The following is a 17585-nucleotide window of genomic DNA, read 5'->3' on the forward strand; positions in this document are numbered from 1 at the left end:
GATGACGACCGGGGAGATGACCGGGCTGCGGAAAGCAGCCATCCTCCTTGTCCAGATGGGCAAGGAGGACGCCGCGAAGATCATGGCGCATCTTCGCGAGGCCGAGGTCGAGGAGCTCACCGCCGAGATCATGCGGCTCGGGCAGGTCGAGGGCGACATCGCCGACGTGGTGCTCGAGGAGTTCCACGACATGGCGACCGGCCACCGGTACGTGGGGCAGGGCGGCCTCGACTTCGCCCGGGACCTGCTGGAGGCGTCGCTCGGCCGCGAGCGCGCCGGCGAGATCGTCGGCCGGCTCAACACCGTCTTCATGGACGTGCCGTTCGGCTTCCTCGGCCAGGCCGACCCGCGCCAGCTGCTGTCGTTCCTGCAGGACGAGCACCCGCAGACGATCGCGCTGGTCCTCGCCCACATGACCGCCACGCAGGCGTCGCAGATCCTCGGCGGGCTCGCCCCCGAGCTGCAGGCCGACGTCGCGCACCGCATCGCCGTCATGGACCGCACCTCCCCCGAGATCATCCGCAAGGTGGAGGCGACCCTGGAGCGCAAGATGTCCTCGGTGCTCCAGCCGAGCGACCTGTCCGCGGTCGGCGGCCTCGAACCGCTCGTCGAGATCATCAACCGGACCGACCGGGCCACCGAGCGGCTGATCCTCGAAGGGCTCGCCGGGCGCAACCCGGAGCTGGCGGAGGAGATCCGCTCGAAGATGTTCATGTTCGAGGACATCGTGTCCCTCGACGACCGCTCCATCCAGCTCGTGCTGCGCCAGGTGGAGACCAACGACCTCGCGACCGCGCTCAAGGGCGTCCGCGAGGAGGTCCGCCAGAAGGTCATGAAGAACCTCTCCGAGCGCGCCGCGGAGAACCTCGCCGACGAGATCGAGATGCTCGGCCCGGTCCGCCTGCGCACCGTCGAGGAGTCCCAGGCGAAGATCGTCCAGGCGATCCGCACCCTGGAGGAGTCCGGCCAGATCACGATCCGCCGAGGGGACGACGATGAGTTCGTCGGCTGAGTATCCGCTCGCCTTCCCGCCGCCGGCGAAGAAGCGCGCGGGCACGCCACGCCCGGCGTTCCCGCCGCCGCCCCCGCCGCCACCGACGCCCGCGACCCGCGCGTACCCGCCGCCGGAGACCCCCTCGACCGTCCGGTACGGCGAGAGCGTCCTCACCGACGACCGCGCCGGCGCCGCGCCGCAGGCCCGGTTCGACGTCGACCTCCGCGAGCGCGAGACGTTCCCGCCGGAGCTCGTCGAGCGGGTCCGCGAGGAGGCGGAGGCCGCCGGGTACGCCGCCGGGTGGGCGCAGGGCATGCGGGAGGCGAAGACCGGCGCCGAGGCGCAGGCCGCGCGGGTCGCCGCCGAGGCCGCGGCGACCGCCGAGGAGCACCGCCGCGGCGTCGAGTCGGCCCTGCGGGCGATCGGCGCCGCCGCCGGCACGCTGGAGCGCCGGGCGGTGCCGGCGGCGCAGGACATCGAGGACCAGATCGTGGCGACGGCGTTCGCGCTCGCCGAGGCGGTCCTCGGCCGGGAGCTGCGGACCGCGACCGAGCCCGGCCGGGAGGCCCTCGCCCGGGCGCTCGCGCTGGTGCCCGGGACACGTCCGGTGACGGTCAGGCTCAACCCGGCGGACCGGCTGACGATAGGACAGACGGAACTGGTCATGGACGGCCGCACGGTGTCCCTCGTGGACGACCCGGCGCTCGGACCGGGCGACGCCCTCGCACTGTGCGACGCCACGTCGGTCGACGCCCGGCTCGCGCCGGCGCTCGACCGGGTCCGGGAGGTGCTCGAACAGTGACGTCGTCGCTCCAGCAGCGCATCGCCGCCGCCCGCCAGGCCGCCAACCCGCGGGTCAGCGGCCGGGTCACCTCGATCGTGGGCCTGTCGGTCACGGTCGCCGGCGTCGACGGCCGCGTGGGCGACCTCGTGGAGATCGGCGACCCGGGCGGCCCCGGCCCGGCGGTCCCCGCCGAGGTCGTCTCCATCGACGGCGACCGGCTCGCGTGCCTGCCGCTCGGCGCGCTCACCGGCGTCGGCACCGGCAGCCCCGTGCGCAGCACCGGCTCGCCGCTGCAGATCGCCGTCGGCCCGCAGCTGCGCGGCCGCATCCTCGACGGGCTCGGCCGCCCGATGGACGGCGGGCCGGCGCTCACCGGCCTGGAGCGGGTCACGGTCGAGCACGACGCGCCCGACGCACTCGCCCGCGGCCGGGTCCAGGAGCCGCTGTCGCTCGGCGTGCGCGCTCTGGACACGCTCGTGCCGTGCGGGCGCGGGCAGCGCATCGGCATCTTCGCCGGCTCCGGCGTCGGCAAGAGCAGCCTCATGTCCATGATCACCCGCGGTACGGACGCCGAGATCTCCGTGATCGGCCTCGTCGGCGAGCGGGGCCGCGAGGTCCGCGAGTTCATCGAGAACGACCTCGGCCCCGAGGGCCTCGCCCGGTCCGTCGTGGTGATCGCGACCTCCGACCAGCCGCCGCTGGTGCGGCTGCGGGCCGGCTTCGTCGCGACGCGGATCGCCGAGTACTTCCGCGACGGCGGCCAGGACGTGCTGCTGCTGATGGACAGCCTCACCCGCACCGCGATGGCGCAGCGCGAGGTCGGCCTGTCGGCGGGCGAGCCGCCGGCGACCCGCGGCTACCCGCCGAGCGTGTTCGCGCTGCTGCCGCGCCTGCTGGAGCGGGCCGGGCCGGCGCCGGTCGGCTCGATCACCGGCCTGTACACGGTCCTCGTCGAGGGCGACGACCACAACGAGCCGATCGCGGACACCGCCCGGTCGATCCTCGACGGGCACATCACCCTGGACCGGCGGCTCGCCACGTCCGGGCACTTCCCCAGCATCGACGTGCTGGAGTCGGTGTCCCGGGTCGCCAACGCGGTCACCACCCGCGAGCAGCGCGCCGACGCCACCGCGATGCGGCGGATGCTCGCCGCCCACCGCGACGTGCGGGAGCTGGTCGAGATCGGCGCGTACGTGAGCGGCACCAACCCCGACGCCGACCGCGCCCGGGCGCTGTGGCCGCAGATCAACGACTTCCTGCGGCAGGACATGGACGACACCACCCCGGCTCCGCGGGCGTGGTCGATGCTGGATGCGCTGGTGAGCTCCTGATGGCGAAGAACGGTTTCCGGCTCGGTGCGGTCCTGCGCGCCCGCAAGGCCCAGGAGGACGCGGCGAAGGCGGCCGTCGTCCGGGCCCGTGGCGAGGCCGCCGCGGCGCACGGGGCGGTGCACGCCCGGGAGCGCGACCTCGACGGCCGGCGGGTCCCGGACGGGGCGACGTCGGCGGCGTTCGCCGCGACCCTCATGGCCCGGCAGGCGACGGCGACGGCCCTCGCGGCGGCGATCGGCGCGGCCGAGCTCGCCGACCAGACCGTCCAGGACCGGCTCGACGACCTCACCGACGCGGCCGTGCAGCGCCGCACGATCGAGAAGCTCCAGGAGCGGCACGACCTGACCCGCAAGCGGACGGCGGCCGCGATCGAGGCCAAGGCGGTCGACGACCTCACCACCTCCGCCGCCTTCAACCGCAGGGGTGACGCATGACAGTGTTCGAGGCGCAGGCGCGCGTGGCGGAGATCCGGACCCGGATCGGGCTCGGCGCGCCGGCCGGGACCGGCGGCGGGGAAGCCTTCGCGGCGACCCTGAAGTCCACATTGGACAGCACCTCCGCGGTCACCGGCGGGGACGTCGTGGACGCGGCGAAGCGGTACCTCGGCACGCCGTACGTCTTCGGCGGCACCAGGCCCGAGAGCGGCCTGGACTGCTCGGGTCTCGTCCAGCGGGTCTACGCCGACCTCGGCGTCACGCTCCCCCGGGTGGCGAAGGACCAGGCGCGCCAGGGCACCGCGGTGCCCGACCTGGCCCACGCCCGCCCCGGCGACCTGCTCGCCTTCGGCAGCCCCGTCGACCACATCGCCATCTACCTCGGGAACAACCGCATGATCGCCGCCCCGCACGCCGGTGACGTGGTGAAGGTCCAGGACGTTTACGAGACACCCACCGCCATCCGCCGGATCGTGAACACCTCGCTGGACCCGGCGTGGTCCTCCGCGCTGTCCGGCGCGACGGGCGCCGTGCAGCGCTCCGCGTCGGCCATGGCACTGCGGCCCGCCGCCCTCACCGGGGCGACGGTGGCGACGCCCGCGGAGGTGCCCTATGCGGAGCTCTTCCAGCAGGCCGGCGCGAAGTACGGCCTCGAGCCCGCCCTCCTGGCCGCCGTCGCGAAGGTCGAGTCCGGCTACGACCCGGCCGCCGTCAGCGGCGCCGGCGCGCAGGGCCTCATGCAGCTGATGCCGGCCACCGCCCGCGGCCTCGGCGTCGACGCCCTCGACCCGGCGCAGGCGGTCGACGGCGCCGCCCGGATGCTGTCGTCGAACCTCGAACGCTTCGGCTCGATCGACCTCGCCCTCGCCGCCTACAACGCGGGCGGCGGCGCGGTCAGCCGCTACGGGGGCATCCCGCCGTTCGCGCAGACCCAGGCCTACGTCCCCAAGGTCAAGGCGGCGATGGAGCAGCTCGCGGGAAGGGGTTTCGCATGACCGCACCACTGGACGTCACCCGGCTGGCCGCCGCCACCCGCGCCGCCGACCAGCCTGCCGCCGCCGGCCCCTCGGACGCGTTCGCGGCGGCCCTGGCGGCCGCCACCCACGGCCGCGCCTCCCAGGGCGCACCGACCCAGGGCGCCCGCGACCGCCGGCTCGATCAGCGCTTCGAGCAGCGCCCCGAGCAACGCCCCGAGCAACGCCCGGTGCGGCGCCCGGAGCAGGACCGCGACCGGGACAGGACGGACAGGACGCAGGACCGGCGCTTCCCGGTGCGGGACCGCCGGGCCGACGACCGCCGCCGCGCCCCCGAGGCGGACACCCTCGCCTCCACCGCGGCCGCCCAGCAGCACCGCGAGCCCGTGATGCGGCGCCCCTCCTCCGAGCGGCCCCAGGAGTCTCGCGATGCCGCCGCCGCTCCGGTACGGCAAGCGCCCCGCCCGGCGGACCCCACGCCCAGCGCTTCGCGGCCCCTCGCCCACGCCCCCGGCGACCCGGTCACCGAAGCCCGCCACGGCACCCCGGCCACCGGGCACCGTCCCGGCGGCTCGGTCACCGGCGGCTCGGTCGGCGAGCCGGGCCTGCGGCGCCCCCTGGAGGCCATGCTGAGGGCCGCCGCCGCCGAGACCGGCCCGACGGTGGTGACCGTCCCGATCGTCGCCGCCGAGCCAGGACCCCAGCCGGCGCTTCCCGCCACCCTCCAGCCGGCCGGGCACCAGTCCGTGCCCCAGGCCGGGACGGCGCCGCAGGAACAGGCCGCGGCCCAGGCCCAGCTCGGTCCGCGGCCGGGCGCCCCGACCGGGACCGCGCTCGGGACCGAGATCGGTGCTGCGACCGGGGCGCAGTCTGAGGGCCAGGCCGGAACACAGACCGGGTCCCACTTCGGGGCACAGCTCGCGGCGCAGGCCGGCGCACTGACCGCGGCGCAGGCCGGGTCACAGCTCGCGGCACAGCTTTCGGCGCAGGCCGGTGCCCAGGCCGCTGCGCAGGCTGGGGCACAGCTCGCGGCTCAGGCCGGAGCGCAGACCGCGGCGCAGGCTGGGGCACAGCTCGCGGCTCAGGCCGGAGCGCAGACCGCGGCGCAGGCTGAGGCACAGCTCTCAGCTCAGGCCGGAGCACAGACCGCGGCGCAGGCTGAGGCACAGGCTGGGGCACAGCTCTCAGCTCAGGCCGGGGCACAGCTCGCCCCTCAGGCCGGAGCGCAGACCGCAGCGCAGGCCGGGTCACAGCTCTCAGCTCAGACTGGAGCGCAGCTCGCGGCGCAGGCCGAAGCGCAGCTCGCAGCGCAGGCCGCCGGGCAGGACGCGGCGCGGATCGGGGCGCAGGCCGCCGCGCAGGCGCTGTCCGACCCGGCGGCGCGGCTCGCGACACCGCCGCAGGTGCCGGCCGATCCCCGAGCCGCTCGGCCGGCCGGCGAGGGGCAGGACCTGGCCGCCTGGACCGGCAACCCGCTTCCCGGTGCCGGCCTGACCGCGACCGCACCGGGGACAGCGCCCGTCGTGGCCGCGGCCGGCGCCCCGCAGGCGCTTCCCACCGGGACGGCACCCGCCGCCGTCCCTGCCGCCGGCCTGCTCGCCCAGGCGGCGGCGCTGCTGACGGCGCAGGAGGCGGCACCGGCGACCGACCCGTCCCAGCTCCCTCAGGCGCCACGGACCACCGCCCCGGCGACCACCCAGGTCACCGGCGATGCCGCCCTGACGGCGCAGGCACCGCAGCCCACGGCGACGCCGGCCACCACACCGCTCGACCCGCAGCACCAGGCCCAGACCACCACGACCCAGCCCGCCACCGCCGCCCAGTCCGCGGCCCAGTCAGCCGCCGCCCAGTCAGCCGCCGCCCAGTCAGCCGCCGCCCGGTCAGCTGCTCAGTTCGCGGCACAGTCAGCCGCCGCTCAGTCGGCGGTCCGGTCCGCCGCCGAGGCCGGTGGCGCAGCGAGCCCGCAGGGGCTCCCCCAGTCCGTGCCCACGGCCGCCATCGCCGCCACCGATGCGGTGCCGGCCGAGGCGCGTGGCGGGGCGGCGGTCGACGGCGGCCCGCAGGCGGCGCAGCTCGCGGCGCAGCAGGCGGCACAGGGAGCGGCACAGGGGGCGCTCGCCGGCGACGCGCAGGGCCGGGGCGGCCAGAGCGGGACACCCGGCGGCAACGGTCACGCGCGGCACTCAGCGCGGATCGAGGATGGTGCGGGCGGAGGGCAGGCGGTGGCCGTACAGCTGCCGCAAACGCCGATGACGCAGGCCGTCGCGGCATCTCCGGCGCCCGCGCAGGCACCGCCGCCGGCGCCGGTGGCGACGCAGGTCGCGATGGTGCTGACGCCGCTGCGGAAGGGGCCCGACGGGGTGCACCGGATGACGATCCAGCTCAGCCCCGGGGATCTGGGGCAGGTCAGCATCGTCGCCGAGGTGCGGGACGGGACGATCGCCGTGCAGCTGGCGGCGGGCAGTGACGCGGCGCGGGCCGCGCTACAGGCGGCGCTGCCGGACCTGCGGCAGGACCTGCGGGACGCGGGGTTCGGGCAGTGCTCGCTGGATCTGCACCAGGACACTGACCGGCCCGGCAACCAGTCGCAACAGTTCTCAGGTTGGCAGTCGCAGGGTCGATCTCATCAGCAGGCACCCGAGTCGCGGGCGACCGAACCGGTCCTCGACCCGGACGCCCTGGTCGACGTGCGCATCTAGGTAGGGGGTTTCGCCATCACCACCCCGATCACGCCGGTCTCCGGCCCGGTCACCGGCCCTGCCGGTGGCCCTGCCCGCGCCCCTGTCAGCAACCCTGCCAGCGGCCCCGCGAGCAGCCCCGCGAGCAGCCCCGCCAGCGGCCCTGTCAGTGGCAACGTCGGCGACTACGTCCCGAAGCCGGTCCCCGGCAACGTCAGCGACTACGTGCCGAAGACGAACGCGCCCGGCGACGTCGCGAAGACGGACGGCACGAAGCAGGACGCACCCGCGAAGCCCGGCGGCGACCTGGGCAAGGACGCGTTCCTGAAGCTGCTCGTCGCGCAGCTGAAGTACCAGGACCCGATGAAGCCGATGGACAACTCGGAGTTCCTGGCGCAGACGGCGCAGTTCACCACGGTCGAGAAGCTGACCGATCTGGCGACGGCGCAGCAGAGCCTGCTCACCGCGCAGCTGCAGCTCGGCGCGAGCAACCTGATCGGCAAGACCGTCGCGTACACCGACAAGGACGGCAAGGAGCAGTCCGGCGTGGTGACCGCGGCGACGTTCTCGGGCACCAGCCCCACCCTGCGGGTCGGCGACACGGATGTCGCGCTCACTGCGGTCAAGGAAGTCCGCAACCCGGCATCCTGAAAGGACCCCTCCCCTATGCTCCGCTCACTCTTCTCCGGCATCAGCGGTCTGCGGGCCCACCAGCAGATGATGGATGTCACCAGCAACAACATCGCCAACGTCAACACCGTGGGGTTCAAGTCGTCGCAGGTGGTGTTCCAGGACACGCTGAGCCAGATGATGCGGGCCGCGGGCGCGCCGCAGCAGGGGCAGGGCGGCACGAACCCCGCCCAGGTCGGCCTGGGCGTGCGGCTCGGCGCGATCAACACGAGCTTCATCCAGGGCTCGGCGCAGACGACGGGCCGCGCGACCGACGTGATGATCTCCGGCGACGGGTTCTTCATCGTCAACTCCGTCGACGAGATGCTCTACACGCGGGCCGGTGCGTTCAACTTCGACGCCGAGGGCAAGCTGGTCACCCCGACCGGCGCCGCGGTGCAGGGCTGGCCGGCGGTGAACGGCACGGTCAACACGAACGCGCCGGTCGGCGACATCCGGCTGCCGATGGGCACGCTGATCGCACCGAACGCCACCCGCAACATGGTCATCGCCGGTAACCTGCCGGCCGACGCGCCGCTGAACACCACGATCCCGCGGTCGATCAAGACGTACGACGTGCAGGGCAACGTGGTGACGCTGACGTCGACGTTCACGCTGACCGCCGGCGGGTGGGAGGTCAGCATCAGCGACGGCACCACGCCGTCGTCACCGGCGAGCCTGACGTTCCTGCCGAACGGGCAGATCAGCGGGCCCACGTACACCGACTCGAACGGCGACACGAAGATCGGCCTGCTGTACGACCCGGACAGCGACGGCAACGGCGTCGAGGTGGACCTGGCGGGCCTGACGGAGTACACGGGCAGCACGACGGTGAGCCCGCTGAGCCAGAACGGTTCGCCGGCCGCGACGCTGCAGTCCTTCAGCATCAACCCCGACGGTCAGCTCGTCGGCGTGTTCTCCAACGGCAACAAGCAGACGGTGGCGCAGCTCGCGCTCGCCAACTTCAACAACCCGCCCGGTCTGGAGAAGGTCGGCGACTCGCTGTACCGCTTCACGGTGAACTCGGGCATGGCGCAGGTCGGCGTCGCCGGGACGGCGGGTCTCGGCACGTTGCAGAGCGGTGCGACGGAGATGTCCAACGTCGACCTGGCGCAGGAGTTCACGAACCTGATCGTGGCGCAGCGCGGCTTCCAGGCGAACTCGAAGGTGATCAGCACGTCGGACGAGGTGCTGCAGGAGCTGGTGAACCTGAAGCGGTAAGGGATTCCATCGGACAAAAGGCCCACCCTTCGGGGTGGGCCTTTTCCGTAGCACCTCCACGGCAACCGTCAACTCCTCACCTGTCGGCCGATCGGTCCGATGTGAAGTCCGAAGGCACCACGGAGGGGGCCTCGCCCACTACCACCAAGGACGGGAGCGCGTCGATGATCCTGCTGACCCGACTCAACGGCCCGGTGTTCGCCCTCAACCCCGACCTGGTCGAGCGGGCCGACTGCACCCCCGACACCGTCGTGACCCTGGTCGACGGCACCAAGTACCTGATCGCCGAGTCGCTGCCGGAGCTGGTGGCGCTGATCCGCCAGTACCGGGCCCAGGTGGTCGTGGACGCGCAGCAGCTCGTGGGGCAGACGTCGGCGGAGCGCGCCGACGACGCCCGGGAGCGCGCCAAGGAGACCAACGTCGTCCATCTCCACCGTCGGGAGCGCTGACACATGGATCCGGCAACCATCATCGGGGTCGTGCTCGCCTTCATCGCGATCTTCGTCTCGATGATCCTCGAAGGCGGCAGCCCCGGCTCCATCTTCCTGTTGCCTCCGCTGATCCTGGTCTTCCTCGGCACGCTCGGCGCCGCCATGGCCGGCGGCATGCTGAAGGACACGATCGCGCTCGGCGACTCGTTCAAGCGGGTGCTGCTGGGCAGCGTGCAGCCGGCCGACGCACTGGTCGACGACATCGTCAAGCTGGCCGAGAAGGCCCGGCGCGAGGGGCTCCTCGCGCTGGAGGACGCGATGAAGGAGGTGCAGGATCCGTTCCTCAAGAAGGGCCTGCAGCTCGCCATCGACGGCACCGACTCGGAGGAGCTCGCGACGATCCTCGAGGCCGAGGTCGACGCGAAGCGCAAGGCCGACAAGCAGGCCGCGACGATCTTCACGGGCATGGGCGGGTACGCGCCGACGATCGGCATCATCGGCACGGTCATCGGCCTGATCCACGTACTGGAGAACCTGAGCCAACCGGACAAGCTCGGCCACCTCATCGCCGGCGCCTTCGTGGCGACGCTCTGGGGAGTTCTCTCAGCAAACGTCATGTGGCTGCCGATGGGAGCCAAGTTGAAACGGCTGTCCGAGCTCGAATGCGCACAGATGGAGCTCGTGATCGCCGGCATCATCAACATCCAGGCAGGGGCCAACCCCCGCCTGGTCGCACAGAAGCTCCGAAGCCTGCTGCCGCCGGGCAGCGTCACTGACAAGAAGGAGGCCGCCTGATGAGCGGACAGCGAAGCGGCTCGGTCCGCTCATCATGTGACAGGTTCGGCTCAGGCCGACGCCGGAGCGCAGCGGAGGTGGCGGCATGAGCGGAGGTGGGCACGCTGCGAAGGGCGGCACCAAGGGCGCGCACGCGAAGGGCCACGGCAAGAAGCACGGCGCGCACGAGGAGGAGCACGAGAACCACGAGCGCTGGCTGGTCAGCTACGCCGACATGATGACGCTGCTGATGGTGCTCTTCATCGTGCTGTTCGCGATCAGCCAGGTCGACCAGAAGAAGTTCGCGGAGCTCAAGAACGGTCTCGCGGTCGGCTTCGGCTCCCCCTCGGTGGCGTTCGACGGCGGCGAGTCCAACCTCATGGAGTCCTCCGACAGCAACTCCCCGATGGACCTGTCCTCGGGCATCGGCGGCACCAGCAGCGACGCGACGGCGATCCAGGAGGCCGTGGCGGCGAAGGAGCGGGCGTCGGCGTCGGCGAAGCAGAAGGCCGCGCAGCAGGAGGTCGCGAACTTCGAGAAGATCAAGGCCGAGATCGAGAAGAACCTCGAGAAGCAGGGCCTGCAGGACTCGGTGAAGTTCACCATCGACGAGCGCGGCCTGGTCGTCACCGTCGTCACCAGCGCGATCGTGTTCGACGGCGGCGAGGCGCAGCTGCTGGCCGCCGGCCGGGAGATCATGGCCGGGATCGGCCCGGCGATCGCCGGCCTGCCCAACAAGATCGAGGTCGACGGGCACACCAACCAGCTCGCCGCCACGACCGGCAGCTACCCCAGCGGCTGGGAGCTGTCCACGGCCCGCGCCTCAACGGTGGTGCGCTTCCTGCACAGCAACGCCGGCATCCCGGAGAACCGCCTGATGGCGTCCGGCTACGCCGACACGAAGCCGCTGTACGCGGCGGACGACCCGCGAGCGGCGTCGCTCAACCGGCGGGTGGAGATCATCGTCCTGTCCTCCCTTCCGGCCGACACCCGGGCGCTGCTGCCCTCGGCCGCCCCCACCTCGTAAGGAGCGGCCTGGATGGCGAAGGACGAGAAGGCGGCGCAGGAGGAGACCGAAGAGGCGCCGAAGAAGAGCAAGAAGAAGCTCATCATGATCATCGCGATCGTGGTGGTGCTGCTGGGCGGCGGAGCGGGCGGCTACTTCATGTTCAAGCCGTCGTCCGCGACCGCGGCGGCCGAGCCCGAGCCGGGCGCGGTGGTGCCGCTGGACCCGGTCACGATCAACCTGGCCGACGGGCACTTCCTGAAGCTCAGGCTGTCGCTGCAGGCGACCGCGGACGCGGCCGAGGCCCCGGACGGCAGCAAGGCGCTGGACATCGCGATCGAGCTGTACAGCAACCGGCCGATGGCGGAGCTCATGTCCAACACCGAGCGGGAGCGCTCGAAGGCGGAGCTCAGGGAGAAGATCGAGAAGGCGTACACGGTGGACAAGACGAAAGAGATCATGGACGTGTACTTCACGTCGTTCGTGATCCAGTAGGCCCGAACCGGCGGATCTGGGGGTTTCAAGGAAACCTCTAGGTCCGTTTCGGCCGTTTTACGTCAAGCTGCACCCAAAAAGACCGATGGTAAGAGAGTGACGCAGTCAACGTCGGCGACCGGGAGCGGCCGCACGCCCGGCAAGATGAGCCGGCGTGGGGGCAAGAGCTCCGGTCCTGAGCCGTATGACTTCCGGCGTCCGACCAAGCTGTCCCGCGAACACATCCGAACCCTGCAGATCTCCTACGAGACCTTCGCCCGCCAGTACGCCACGCTGCTGACCACCAGCCTCCGGGCGGTGTCGCAGGTCAGCCTGATCTCCATCGAACAGCTGACCTACGACGAGTACATCAGCGGCCTGTCCAGTCCGACCGTCGTCGCCATGTTCAGCATCGACCCATTACCCGGTACTGCCATCCTGGAGTTCTCCCTGAGCACCGCCATGGCCTGCATCGACCACATGCTCGGCGGCCCGGGCGGCCCGCAGCCCCAGCGCCCGCTGAGCGACATCGAGATGCCGTTGCTGCACGGCCTCATCGAGCGGACGCTCGGCGAGCTGCGCTACGCCTTCGAGGGCATCGTGGCGTTACGGCCGGAGATGACGACGATCGAGTACAACCCCCAGTTCGCCCAGGCGGGGGCGACGTCCGACGCCGTGATCGTGGCGTCCTTCGAGATGCGGGTCGGCAGCGAGGAGTGCGTCGCCAGCATCTGCCTGCCGTTCGGCTCGATCTTCCCGAAGCTGCAGGGCGAGCAGGGCAGCGCGGTGCTCACCGAGGCGCAGCGGGCGGCCCGTGAGATCGCCTACCGCAACGTGGTCGCCGGCCTGGAGGGCGCGCCGATCGAGGTCGCGGTGCGCTTCCAGCCGGTCCGCATGCACCCCGCCGACCTGATCGGGCTGCGGCCGGGCGACGTCGTGCCGCTCGCCCACACCACCTCGACGCCCCTGGCGGTGACCACGGCGGACATCACGTTCGCCTACGCCGTCCCGGGCGCGCAGGGCAACCGTCTGGCCTGTCTCGTGGTGCCGAGCCCGCAGCCAGGTCAACGACCGACACACCGGCCCGCCGGACAGCCGGCCGGACAGCTCGGCCAGAACCGCGCTGAGGAGAACCGCCGATGACCATCGCCACCAACGAGGCACTGCTGGCCCGCGCCGAGGCGGCCGCACAGGCCGCCGTGGCGCTGCTGCCCGCCAGCTCCCCGCTCTCCGTCGGTGCGCCCACGCAGAACGTCGACGAGCTCGCGATCGACGGCCAGGCCGTCCGCGCCCGGTTCGCCGGCACCGCGCAGGGCGAGGTCGCCATCGTCGTCACCCAGGACCTGGTCGAGGCCCTCGCGAACTCCCCCATGGGCGCCCTGGACCTGAGCCAGGCCGTCCGGCCCGCCCTGGAGGCCGCGGCGACCACCGTCGGGCCGGTCGTCGTCGACCCGGGCGAGGTGCTCCAGCCGGCCGCCGCCATGGGGCAGGTCGTCGCCGCGGGCGGCGTCCTGGTGCCGCTCACCACCGACGAGGGCGCCGTCCACGCCGTCGTCGCGCTGGCCGTGGCGGTCGAGGTGACCTCCGGCGGCGCCGGCGACTTCCGCGACGACCGCGACGACCGCGGCCGGCCACCGGCCTTCGACCTGCTGCACGACGTCGAGATGGAGGTCACCGCCGAGCTCGGGCGGACCCGGATGAGCGTGCGGGAGCTGCTGTCGCTCGCCCCCGGCGCGGTGATCGAGCTGGACCGGGCCGCCGGCGGCCCCGCCGACCTGCTCGTCAACGGGCGGCTCATCGCCCGCGGCGAGGTGGTCGTGATCGACGAGAACTTCGGGATCCGGATCACCGAGATCGTCGGCCCTTCGGACCGGGCCTAGTCGCTGATGTTCGAGCTGGCTTTGCGCGTCCTGTGCTCACTCACCGTAGTTTTCGCCCTACTGTGGGCGCTGGCGCGGCTGGCCCGGCGCGGGGTCGGCGGCGGCCACGGCGCGGGGCTGGTCACCGTGCTCGCCCGCCAGCAGCTCAGCCGGGGCTCGTCGGTCGCGGTCGTGAAGGTCGCCGACCGGGCCCTCGTGCTCGGCGTCAGCGACGCGGGGGTGTCGCTGCTGGCCGACGCGGACGCCGCGGTGTTCTCCGCCGGCGCGCCGGAGGATCCGCGCCCGTCCCCCCTGGCCGGCTCGCTGCTCTCGGCGGAGGCCTGGCGGTTCCTGAGGGGCAGGCGATGAGGCTCCTGCTGGCTCTTGCCGCCTTCGGTACGGCGCTGCTCCTGCCCGCCGCCGCCCACGCCGCACCGACGCCGAAGCCACCGGTGTCGCCGACCCCACCCGACGGCACGGTCAACATCGACGTCGGCGGCGTCCAGCCCAGCCAGTCGATCACCATCATCATCCTGCTGACGCTGCTGTCGATCGCGCCGTCGCTGCTGCTGATGACGACCAGCTTCACGAAGGTCTTCGTGGTCCTGTCGATCACCCGTAACGCGCTCGGCCTCAGCAACGTGCCGCCCAACCAGGTCATCGCCGGCCTGGCGCTGTTCGTCAGCCTCTTCATCATGTCGCCGGTCGTCTCCGAGGTGAACGACGTCGGGCTCCAGCCCTATCTGAAGGGAGAGAAGACCCAGGCGGTGGCGTTCAAGGACGGGATGCAGCCGCTCGAGGCGTTCATGCTGAAGCAGACCCGCAAGGACGAGATCGCGCTCTTCACGAAGATCGCCGACCGGCCGCTGCCGAAGAACAAGGACGACGTGCCGCTGTCGACGCTGATCCCCGCGTTCGTCCTGTCCGAGCTGCGGGCCGCGTTCATCATCGGCTTCGTCATCTACATCCCGTTCCTGGTCATCGACATGGTCGTCTCGGCGGCCCTCATGTCGCTGGGCATGATGATGCTGCCGCCCGTCACCATCGCGCTGCCGTTCAAGCTCCTGCTGTTCGTCCTGGTCAACGGGTGGGGGCTGATCCTCACCGCCCTCGTGGCCAGCTACCACTGACGAGGTGTACCCCGCATGACCGACACCAAGATCCTCGAACTCAGCCTGGAGGCCATGACGATCGCCGCGAAGCTCGGCGCGCCGATCCTGCTCACGGCGCTCGTCGTCGGCTTCGCCATCTCGCTCTTCCAGTCCGTGACCCAGATCCAGGAGTCGACGCTCTCCTTCGTCCCGAAGGCGGCCGCCATCGGCCTGGCGCTGCTCTTCGCCGGCAACTGGATGCTGCACGAGATGGTCACCTACACCGAGCAGCTCTACGCCCAGATTCCGGACCTGATCAAGGGTGCCTGAGTCCTACACCGTGCCGCTGAGCACGGTCCTGGCGATCCTGCTCGGCTCGATCCGGGCGGGCGTGTGGCTCGCCCTGTGCCCGCCCTTCAACAACCGCGGCGCGCCGGCCGCCGTGAAGGCCCTGCTGTCGGTGGCGATCGCCCTGCCCATCGCCCCGCGCCTGGCCCCGCAGATCCCGCCGGGCATGTCCACCGGCGTGCTCATCCTCAACGCCGTCGAGCAGGCCGTCATCGGCGCGGCGCTGGCCTTCATCACCGCCCTGCTCTTCGCCGCGGTCCAGATCGCCGGCAACATGATCGACCTCGTCGGCGGCTTCAGCCTGGCCTTCTCGATGGACCCCTTCATGCTCCAGGGCAACGCCGTCTTCGGCCGCTTCTACAACCTCATCGGCATGGCGCTCATGTTCGCCACCGACTCGCACCAGCTGATCCTGCGCGGCTTCGCCCGCTCCTACACCGCGATCCCGCTCAACGACGCCTTCTCGCTGGAGACCTTCGCCGGCATCATCAAGGACGGCTTCGGCGAGATGTTCCTGGCGGGCCTGCAGATCGCGGCCCCCCTGGTCGCGATCATGCTCGCCGTGGACGTCGCCCTGGGCCTGCTGACCCGCGCCGCCCCCGCCCTCAACCCGTTCTCCTTCGGCTTCCCGGCGAAGGTCCTGCTCACCCTGGTCATCGTCGGCACCGCGATGATGCTCCTGCCGAACGCGATCGCCAACCTGACCGACCGCTCCGTGACCCTGGTCCTGAAGCTCCTGGCCGCCTGACCGCGGCGCGGGGTGTCAGCGGCGTGGGCGGGTCAGGGGTTGTCCTCGGCGCGGCGCTGGGGGAAGGGCTCGCCGGCCACGGCCTCGGCGCGCAGGGGCTGGTCGTCGGTGGCGCCGTCCGCGGACGGCTCGCGCTTCTTGTCGGGCTTGCCGTAGTTGCGGGTCACCATCCGGAAGACGGCGAGCATCACCGCGGCCACCGGCACGGCGATGAGCAGGCGGAGCAGCCCGGTCTGCAGGTCGAGGTGGTGGGTGACGAACGTGGCGTAGAGGGCGGGCGACGCGATCACCACGGCGAGGAACAGCGTGGAGAAGCGTGCCATCCCCAGCACGTCAGCCGCCCACCAGGCTCAGCCGCTCACAGAGCATCGCGGCCCACTGGAACGGTGTCGAGGGCCGGCCGTCCAGGAGGGCGACGGGCACCCGCAGCGACAGCGGGCTGGCCGGGTCGCCGCTGGACATCGTGCCGCGCAGGCAGATGGCGTCGACGCGGCGCAGGCCCTGCAGGTGGTGGGCGACGTCGGAGGTCTTGCGGCTGGCGTCGACGACGACCCAGACCGCGACGGGGCGGACCGCCTCGACGATCGCGGCGGCCCAGGCGGACTCGTCGAGGGCCGCCTCGACGGCCACGACGCTGGGCGCGTCGGACTTGCGCAGCTTCTTGGCCCAGAGGCGGGCGTCGTGGGCGCCGGTGATGCGGCGCTTGGCGTCGATGCCCGCGGCGGCGGCGTTGCGGCCGGCGAAGAGGATGTGGTCGCCGTCGAGCCGCTGGGTCTCCGCGACCCACCGGGCGACCTCGACCGCGTGCGTCGACTCGCCGACGACGATGAGTGTCTCCCCCGGGCCGTCCGGCGCGGGCTCGGCGACGGGCAGCGCCGCGAAGGCGTCGACCACGGCGCTGTAGGTGTCGGCGGCGTTGGCCCGGAACGCGATGTCCGACGGCACGCCCAGCGACTGCAGCCGCCGGCCCAGCGCGGTCTGCCGCTCGGTCTTCTCCGCGGCGGCCCGGTCGCCGCCGGAGCGTTCGGCGGCGGCACGTTCGGCGGCGGCGGCCCGCTCGGCGGCCGCGGCGGCCCGCTCGGCGGCGGCGGACGTGCGCTCCGCGGCGGTGCGCTCGGCAGGGGCCGCCGCCGCCTGTGCGGCGGCCGCGGCCTGCGCGGCGGTGTGCGGGCTGTAGGCCCCGGCGAGCCGTTCGCTCTGATCCGGTGTCCGCGGCTTCTCCACGGTGGCGGTGGCTTCAACAGGCATTGAGGACTCCTGCCAATATTCGATCTCGTCGTCGGACAGTGGGCGTGGCGGGTTCGGTCGCGCCGGGGCGCGCCGTCGCGGGTCCATCCGCGTCTGTTCGGGCCAGATCCCGCCGCCGTTCGGTGCGGCGGGCGGCTGATACCGCTGTGGTTGCGGCAGATCGTGGTGCTGCTCGTAGCGCGGGTCCAGGTCCGGCGCGGCGGGCGGCGGCGGCTGAAACCGTTTCGCCCGCGGCGCTTCGCGGCGCGGGTCGACGTCCGCCGGCGGCTGGACTCGTGGCGGCCGTGGCGCGTCGTGGCGCTGGTCCAGGTCCGCCGGCGGCTGCACCCGTGGCGGCCGCGGCACGTCGTGGCGCTGGTCCAGGTCCGCCGGCGGCTGCACCCGTGGCGGCTCCGGCATCGGCGGCGGCTGGAACCGCGCCGCCTGCGGCGCGTCGGGGCGCTGCTCGAAGCGCGGGTCCACGGTGACCTGCTGGACGCCGAGCTTCGCGATCGGCTGGCCGGCCGCCGGCCGGAACGGCC

The 17585-nt window shown here is 72.7% G+C and carries 19 protein-coding genes and 1 pseudogene; 18 read left to right on the plus strand and 2 right to left on the minus strand.

Features of this window, described 5'->3' with window-relative positions:
- The first annotated feature begins 1 nt into the window (after position 1).
- The 18 genes from fliG (at position 2) to AB0J72_RS10205 (ending at position 15816) form a co-directional block, all read left to right on the plus strand.
- Positions 2-1012, plus strand: coding sequence for a flagellar motor switch protein FliG (fliG, locus tag AB0J72_RS10120; RefSeq protein WP_344515712.1), 1011 nt, complete (start codon positions 2-4; stop codon positions 1010-1012).
- On the plus strand, positions 996-1796 hold the full coding sequence (locus AB0J72_RS10125; protein WP_363397056.1) for a FliH/SctL family protein: 801 nt from the start codon (positions 996-998) through the stop codon (positions 1794-1796). Before fliG ends, AB0J72_RS10125 begins: the two co-directional genes overlap by 17 nt.
- A complete protein-coding gene (locus AB0J72_RS10130) occupies positions 1793-3109 on the plus strand; it encodes a FliI/YscN family ATPase (RefSeq protein WP_363397059.1) in 1317 nt (438 codons plus the stop codon). The genes AB0J72_RS10125 and AB0J72_RS10130 overlap by 4 nt, the downstream gene beginning before the upstream one ends.
- A complete protein-coding gene (locus AB0J72_RS10135; protein ID WP_344515718.1) occupies positions 3109-3543 on the plus strand; it encodes a cell envelope biogenesis protein TolA in 435 nt (144 codons plus the stop codon). The genes AB0J72_RS10130 and AB0J72_RS10135 overlap by 1 nt, the downstream gene beginning before the upstream one ends.
- Complete coding sequence (locus tag AB0J72_RS10140; RefSeq protein ID WP_363397064.1) at positions 3540-4538, plus strand: transglycosylase SLT domain-containing protein; 999 nt, start codon at positions 3540-3542, stop codon at positions 4536-4538. Before AB0J72_RS10135 ends, AB0J72_RS10140 begins: the two co-directional genes overlap by 4 nt.
- Positions 4535-7216 (plus strand): flagellar hook-length control protein FliK, encoded by a 2682-nt coding sequence (locus AB0J72_RS10145; protein WP_363397067.1) that lies wholly within the window; start codon positions 4535-4537, stop codon positions 7214-7216. Before AB0J72_RS10140 ends, AB0J72_RS10145 begins: the two co-directional genes overlap by 4 nt.
- A gap of 204 nt (positions 7217-7420) precedes the next feature.
- On the plus strand, positions 7421-7846 hold the full coding sequence (locus tag AB0J72_RS10150; protein ID WP_363397070.1) for a flagellar hook capping FlgD N-terminal domain-containing protein: 426 nt from the start codon (positions 7421-7423) through the stop codon (positions 7844-7846).
- A gap of 15 nt (positions 7847-7861) precedes the next feature.
- The gene (locus tag AB0J72_RS10155) at positions 7862-9085 is read left to right on the plus strand and encodes a flagellar hook protein FlgE (protein ID WP_363397073.1); all 1224 of its coding nucleotides are present in this window, start codon (positions 7862-7864) and stop codon (positions 9083-9085) included.
- Positions 9086-9249: 164 nt separating this feature from the next.
- A complete protein-coding gene (locus AB0J72_RS10160) occupies positions 9250-9534 on the plus strand; it encodes a flagellar FlbD family protein (RefSeq protein ID WP_363397076.1) in 285 nt (94 codons plus the stop codon).
- Positions 9535-9537: 3 nt separating this feature from the next.
- Positions 9538-10311 carry a flagellar motor protein gene (locus AB0J72_RS10165; protein WP_363397079.1) on the plus strand — a complete coding sequence of 258 codons (774 nt, stop codon included), beginning with the start codon at positions 9538-9540 and terminating at the stop codon, positions 10309-10311.
- An 85-nt stretch (positions 10312-10396) separates the two neighbouring features.
- On the plus strand, positions 10397-11317 hold the full coding sequence (locus AB0J72_RS10170; RefSeq protein WP_363397082.1) for a flagellar motor protein MotB: 921 nt from the start codon (positions 10397-10399) through the stop codon (positions 11315-11317).
- A 12-nt stretch (positions 11318-11329) separates the two neighbouring features.
- Positions 11330-11791 (plus strand): flagellar basal body-associated FliL family protein, encoded by a 462-nt coding sequence (locus AB0J72_RS10175; RefSeq protein ID WP_363397085.1) that lies wholly within the window; start codon positions 11330-11332, stop codon positions 11789-11791.
- Between the two features lie 144 nt (positions 11792-11935).
- On the plus strand, positions 11936-12913 hold the full coding sequence (locus tag AB0J72_RS10180; protein ID WP_363397088.1) for a flagellar motor switch protein FliM: 978 nt from the start codon (positions 11936-11938) through the stop codon (positions 12911-12913).
- A complete protein-coding gene (fliN, locus tag AB0J72_RS10185) occupies positions 12910-13650 on the plus strand; it encodes a flagellar motor switch protein FliN (protein WP_363397091.1) in 741 nt (246 codons plus the stop codon). The genes AB0J72_RS10180 and fliN overlap by 4 nt, the downstream gene beginning before the upstream one ends.
- 6 nt (positions 13651-13656) lie before the next feature.
- On the plus strand, positions 13657-13998 hold the full coding sequence (locus tag AB0J72_RS10190) for a flagellar biosynthetic protein FliO (RefSeq protein WP_363397094.1): 342 nt from the start codon (positions 13657-13659) through the stop codon (positions 13996-13998).
- On the plus strand, positions 13995-14759 hold the full coding sequence (gene fliP, locus AB0J72_RS10195; RefSeq protein ID WP_344515741.1) for a flagellar type III secretion system pore protein FliP: 765 nt from the start codon (positions 13995-13997) through the stop codon (positions 14757-14759). The genes AB0J72_RS10190 and fliP overlap by 4 nt, the downstream gene beginning before the upstream one ends.
- 15 nt (positions 14760-14774) lie before the next feature.
- The gene (gene fliQ, locus AB0J72_RS10200; protein ID WP_344515742.1) at positions 14775-15050 is read left to right on the plus strand and encodes a flagellar biosynthesis protein FliQ; all 276 of its coding nucleotides are present in this window, start codon (positions 14775-14777) and stop codon (positions 15048-15050) included.
- On the plus strand, positions 15043-15816 hold the full coding sequence (locus AB0J72_RS10205) for a flagellar biosynthetic protein FliR (protein ID WP_344515744.1): 774 nt from the start codon (positions 15043-15045) through the stop codon (positions 15814-15816). The genes fliQ and AB0J72_RS10205 overlap by 8 nt, the downstream gene beginning before the upstream one ends.
- A gap of 32 nt (positions 15817-15848) precedes the next feature.
- Here AB0J72_RS10205 and AB0J72_RS10210 read toward each other — a convergent pair whose 3' ends face one another.
- Together AB0J72_RS10210 and AB0J72_RS10215 are read right to left on the minus strand one after the other, a co-directional pair.
- Complete coding sequence (locus tag AB0J72_RS10210; protein WP_363397098.1) at positions 15849-16139, minus strand: hypothetical protein; 291 nt, start codon at positions 16137-16139, stop codon at positions 15849-15851.
- A 10-nt stretch (positions 16140-16149) separates the two neighbouring features.
- Positions 16150-17585, minus strand: a pseudogene (locus AB0J72_RS10215) (hypothetical protein); the annotation flags it as partial.

The sequence above is a fragment of the Dactylosporangium sp. NPDC049742 genome, assembly GCF_040674675.1.
Lineage (GTDB): Bacteria > Actinomycetota > Actinomycetes > Mycobacteriales > Micromonosporaceae > Dactylosporangium > Dactylosporangium maewongense.

Coding starts and splice junctions, on each gene's coding strand:
- AB0J72_RS10180 (WP_363397088.1), top strand. CDS start 11,936: ATGAGCCGGCGTGGGGGCAAGAGCTCCGGTCCTGAGCCGTATGACTTC.
- AB0J72_RS10160 (WP_363397076.1), top strand. CDS start 9,250: ATGATCCTGCTGACCCGACTCAACGGCCCGGTGTTCGCCCTCAACCCC.
- AB0J72_RS10145 (WP_363397067.1), top strand. CDS start 4,535: ATGACCGCACCACTGGACGTCACCCGGCTGGCCGCCGCCACCCGCGCC.
- AB0J72_RS10190 (WP_363397094.1), top strand. CDS start 13,657: ATGTTCGAGCTGGCTTTGCGCGTCCTGTGCTCACTCACCGTAGTTTTC.
- AB0J72_RS10165 (WP_363397079.1), top strand. CDS start 9,538: ATGGATCCGGCAACCATCATCGGGGTCGTGCTCGCCTTCATCGCGATC.
- AB0J72_RS10210 (WP_363397098.1), bottom strand. CDS start 16,139: ATGGCACGCTTCTCCACGCTGTTCCTCGCCGTGGTGATCGCGTCGCCC.
- AB0J72_RS10140 (WP_363397064.1), top strand. CDS start 3,540: ATGACAGTGTTCGAGGCGCAGGCGCGCGTGGCGGAGATCCGGACCCGG.
- AB0J72_RS10170 (WP_363397082.1), top strand. CDS start 10,397: ATGAGCGGAGGTGGGCACGCTGCGAAGGGCGGCACCAAGGGCGCGCAC.
- fliG (WP_344515712.1), top strand. CDS start 2: ATGACGACCGGGGAGATGACCGGGCTGCGGAAAGCAGCCATCCTCCTT.
- AB0J72_RS10135 (WP_344515718.1), top strand. CDS start 3,109: ATGGCGAAGAACGGTTTCCGGCTCGGTGCGGTCCTGCGCGCCCGCAAG.
- AB0J72_RS10155 (WP_363397073.1), top strand. CDS start 7,862: ATGCTCCGCTCACTCTTCTCCGGCATCAGCGGTCTGCGGGCCCACCAG.
- AB0J72_RS10175 (WP_363397085.1), top strand. CDS start 11,330: ATGGCGAAGGACGAGAAGGCGGCGCAGGAGGAGACCGAAGAGGCGCCG.
- fliQ (WP_344515742.1), top strand. CDS start 14,775: ATGACCGACACCAAGATCCTCGAACTCAGCCTGGAGGCCATGACGATC.
- fliP (WP_344515741.1), top strand. CDS start 13,995: ATGAGGCTCCTGCTGGCTCTTGCCGCCTTCGGTACGGCGCTGCTCCTG.
- AB0J72_RS10125 (WP_363397056.1), top strand. CDS start 996: ATGAGTTCGTCGGCTGAGTATCCGCTCGCCTTCCCGCCGCCGGCGAAG.
- fliN (WP_363397091.1), top strand. CDS start 12,910: ATGACCATCGCCACCAACGAGGCACTGCTGGCCCGCGCCGAGGCGGCC.